Source organism: Moorena sp. SIO3B2, assembly GCF_010692525.1.
Taxonomy (GTDB): domain Bacteria; phylum Cyanobacteriota; class Cyanobacteriia; order Cyanobacteriales; family Coleofasciculaceae; genus Moorena; species Moorena producens.
On record NZ_JAAHHE010000514.1, the window covers coordinates 1 to 3,702 of the forward strand.

Annotated in this window: 4 protein-coding genes; 3 read left to right on the forward strand and 1 reads right to left on the reverse strand. The window is 41.5% G+C overall.

What is annotated here, in order from left to right; genetic code table 11:
• Positions 1 to 1,328 (forward strand): mercuric reductase (locus tag F6K38_RS37185; protein ID WP_287360024.1); only part of this gene is annotated, 1,328 nt, incomplete at its 5' end.
• Positions 1,329 to 1,633: 305 nt separating this feature from the next.
• Here F6K38_RS37185 and F6K38_RS37190 read toward each other — a convergent pair.
• Positions 1,634 to 1,918: a hypothetical protein gene (locus F6K38_RS37190; RefSeq protein WP_287360026.1), complete on the reverse strand. Its 285-nt coding sequence runs from the start codon at positions 1,916 to 1,918 to the stop codon at positions 1,634 to 1,636.
• Positions 1,919 to 1,935: 17 nt separating this feature from the next.
• Here F6K38_RS37190 and F6K38_RS37195 point away from each other — a divergent pair, with 17 nt between their 5' ends.
• Both F6K38_RS37195 and F6K38_RS37200 read left to right on the forward strand, forming a co-directional pair.
• Positions 1,936 to 2,151: a tyrosine-type recombinase/integrase gene (locus tag F6K38_RS37195; RefSeq protein ID WP_287360028.1), complete on the forward strand. Its 216-nt coding sequence runs from the start codon at positions 1,936 to 1,938 to the stop codon at positions 2,149 to 2,151.
• 763 nt (positions 2,152 to 2,914) lie between these two features.
• Positions 2,915 to 3,484, forward strand: a complete 570-nt coding sequence (locus tag F6K38_RS37200) for a sigma factor-like helix-turn-helix DNA-binding protein (RefSeq protein WP_287360030.1) — start codon at positions 2,915 to 2,917, stop codon at positions 3,482 to 3,484.
• Positions 3,485 to 3,702: the final 218 nt, after the last annotated feature.

Here is a 3,702-nt window from a genome sequence, read left to right on the forward strand (position 1 = left end):
GGGATTGTTTAAATGTAGGTTGTGTCCCCTCCAAGTGTTTGATTCGGTCATCTCGGGTAGTGGCTGAGATGCGCAATGCCGGAGCCTTTGGGGTTAAAGTTCCAGATAATATTGAAGTAGACTTCCCTGCAGTGATGGAACGGATGCGTCGGCTACGAGCAGGGATTAGCCATCACGATTCTGCTCAACGCTTCAAAGATACCTATGGTATAGATATATTTTTAGGCAATGGTCGGTTTACCGGTGATGATACCATTGAAGTAAACGATACTACCCTCAAGTTTAAGAAAGCGGTAATTGCTACAGGAGCAAGAGCAGTAAGACCCCGAGTTGAGGGCATGGAAGAGGCGGGGTATCTCACCAATGAAACGGTATTTTCTCTCACGGAACGTCCCAATCGACTAGCTGTTATTGGTGGCGGTCCAATTGGTTGTGAATTAGCTCAGTCTTTCCGCCGTTTAGGTTGTGAAGTAGTGCTGTTCCATCGCGGTTCTCACATTTTAAATAAAGAAGATGCTGACGCCGCTGATATTGTTCAAAAAGTCTTTTTAAAAGAAGGTATCCGTTTAGTCCTGGGTGCCCAATTGAACCGGGTCGAGAAGACAGAAGCAGGTAAAACTTTACACTTCAATAGCTGCACTGGTTTGCAAGAGTCGGTCACGGTAGATGAAATTTTGATTGGTGCTGGACGTGCGCCCAATGTGGAAGGGTTAAATTTGGAACTGGTCGGGGTAGAGTATGACCAGCGTAAAGGAGTGAAGGTGAATGATTACCTTGAAACTACCAATCCTAAAATTTATGCTGCTGGTGATATTTGCATGGACTGGAAGTTTACCCATGCAGCGGATTCAGCAGCACGGATTGTGATTAAGAATACTCTATTTTCTCCCTTTGGCTTCGGTAAATATAAACTGAGTAACTTGGTGATGCCTTGGGCAACCTATACTGATCCAGAAATTGCCCATGTCGGGATGTATGAACATGAAGCTCAAGCAAAAGGGTTTAATGTTAATACTATTAAAATTCCCTTTAGTACTGTAGACCGAGCGATCGCAGATGGCGAAGAAGAGGGATTTGTAAAAATTCACCACAAGAAGGGGTCAGATCAAATCCTGGGAGCAACTATTGTGGCAAATCATGCAGGGGAAATGATTTCTGAGGTGACTACAGCAATTGTCCATAAGATTGGTTTGAGTAAACTTTCCAGCGTAATTCATCCCTATCCCACTCAAGCAGAAGGAATTAAAAAAGCCGCAGATGCCTATCGCCGCACCCTCTTAACACCAAGAACTAAAACATTTTTAGAGTTCCTGACGAAGCTTTCTTAGGGAAAAAGGGACTTTGCTGACTATGGAATGATTTTAAGAGTTTTCAGGAATAGGCATCTTGCCCGTTCCTGATATTTTCGGGCGGGCAGGATGCCCACCCTACTGGGTGCATCTCATTTTTGCTGTTTGACACGGTGGTGCGTTACGGGGCGGGCTATCCAAAGCCTGGCTACTAGGCGGAAAATGAGGCCCCCCTGAAGCACCACTAGCAACTTTTTTACAAATATGATATGCACCCACCCTACTCCTATTCATGACTTGATTCAGCAATGCCAAAAATTCAAGTGGGATAGAAATATTTGTTTTTATGCTTGGATTTCCCAAACCCAAGTGTGTACGGTTTTCACTGAGATATTTTTGGTTTGGAAGGATCTATGTCGATGGGTCAGCTCAGAGTAACCATCCATCGGGAATGTACTATTACCGGTTTTTGGAATTTCGACCTTGGTATGGTCTTGGGTATATCTTAAGGTATAGTTGTAGGCGGGAGCGGTGGAAGCAGCGGGAAGGCAGGCGGAATTGACCACTATAGAGTTGGTTACTCCGATCAGCTGTGCTACACCAAAGGCGATCGCGTCCGAGAACAACATCGGTCTAGTCGTCTGTGATGGAAAGTAGGTTAGGCCACAGACAGGTTCCGGGGGTTGAGTCCTTTAGTCCCCATGATTGTAGAAGAAAGTTTTATAGTGACTTGTTGGATGCGGGAGTTGATATTGTCACAGTTCAGAAGTTAACGGGTCATGTGTCTCCTGTGACCACTACTAAATATGATATACTCGGTGAGCAGACGAAACGACGGGCGGTGCAAAAGTTAGGATTTTAGGTTTTTTCAGGTGTTGGGTTTCCCAGAATTAGAGAACGGCAAACCTACGCAGCAATTATTCACAGTCTCTAATAGTTCAATGGGATTGTCACAGAATCTCCAAGATGCGCCACATAAATATATAGCCCAAACTTTAATCAATTCCTGAAAACTACTATGCAACCCCAAGACCAAATCATTACTAATACCTCTCCATCGAGCGGAATGTTGCCTGTGGGATCTTCTGAGACAATAGCTCTACTGCAATACGGAGGTAGCGCAGCCGCGATAATCCAGGCAGTTGGTGTTTTGCTTTGAACAGTTGGTCAGATGCTTAAAGTCTTAGTGCCTGTGATGTTAAAACCTTCAATCAGGGAGACTTGACGAAAAACAAAAAATAACCACAAACTGTCAAATCACGAATAACTTTAGACCCCAGCCAATATCTAGCCATTGGTAGCAACTTTCAGAATCCGGGGTTGATCTGTTAACCCAAGCCAGAGAGTCACCCCTCCGAATCTGTGGTAATACCAAATCCTGTTCCCACACCCCCCTTATCCGCATAGCCATAGATTCCTGGCATACAAAGATTTTGTCGATTTTTATAAAGGGGTTTTGACAAACGGATTTGGTATAAGTACATTTTTCTGCAAGCCGGAAATGCCTATCTAGAAAGGGGTTTGAGATTTGGGGTCTGACTTTTGTCAGTCAACCAGCGCTCATGGTGTCACACTTTGTTATTATTCAAGCACAATATTTATAGAAAGGCTAGTATGGCTCAACAATGAAGGATCCTGAAGAAATTACCAACTACAACCTACTCAATTTACTCAATGAAGTGGTGGTTGATGCCCTTTCAGACAAGAGGAATGATAGCGCACGCAAACTGTTGTTTTTTATCAAGCGCTCTCTTCGTCAATTCAAACTAGATGGGAAGTTGGATGAAAGTGAAATTTTGGTAGAAGCATATATTCGTACACGAAAAAAAATTATTGAGGATAAAATTTCAATTGTAAATATTCCAGGTTTCCTGAATCGTGTTTCTTTTAAGATTATTCAAGAATACTATAAAACAGAAAAACAAAATAAAGAAATAAAATTAAAACTTATTGGTAAAATTAAATCAGATCTGATTCCCAAGATTCCCAGCAATAGTTTAATCGAAGAAAAAATAGAAAAATTAATTGGTAGTTTTGAAGACTTAAGTCCTGAAGAACGAAAAATACTTGTTCTAAGAATAGTCAAAGGTTTATCATGGAAGAGTATTGCCGAACGTTTAGATATTAAACAAGATGCTGCAAGAAAAAGGGGTGAACGAGCATTAAAACGTCTAAGGGAAAGATTTTTTAAATAAAAAAGACCAGCATGAAGGTTAGTCATAGATAATAATCAAGCTTTAAATTCCAGAAACCTTATGAATATATAAGAACAAGAGATGCAAGCATACAAAGAAGTTTTGACCGAATATTATCACTTAGTAAGTAAGTCAGAGCTTACTGAAATAGAATCAAAGCGCCTGGATAAGATACTTGAGATGGCCGAGTCTGATGATACAGTAAGTTTTTTAATTAA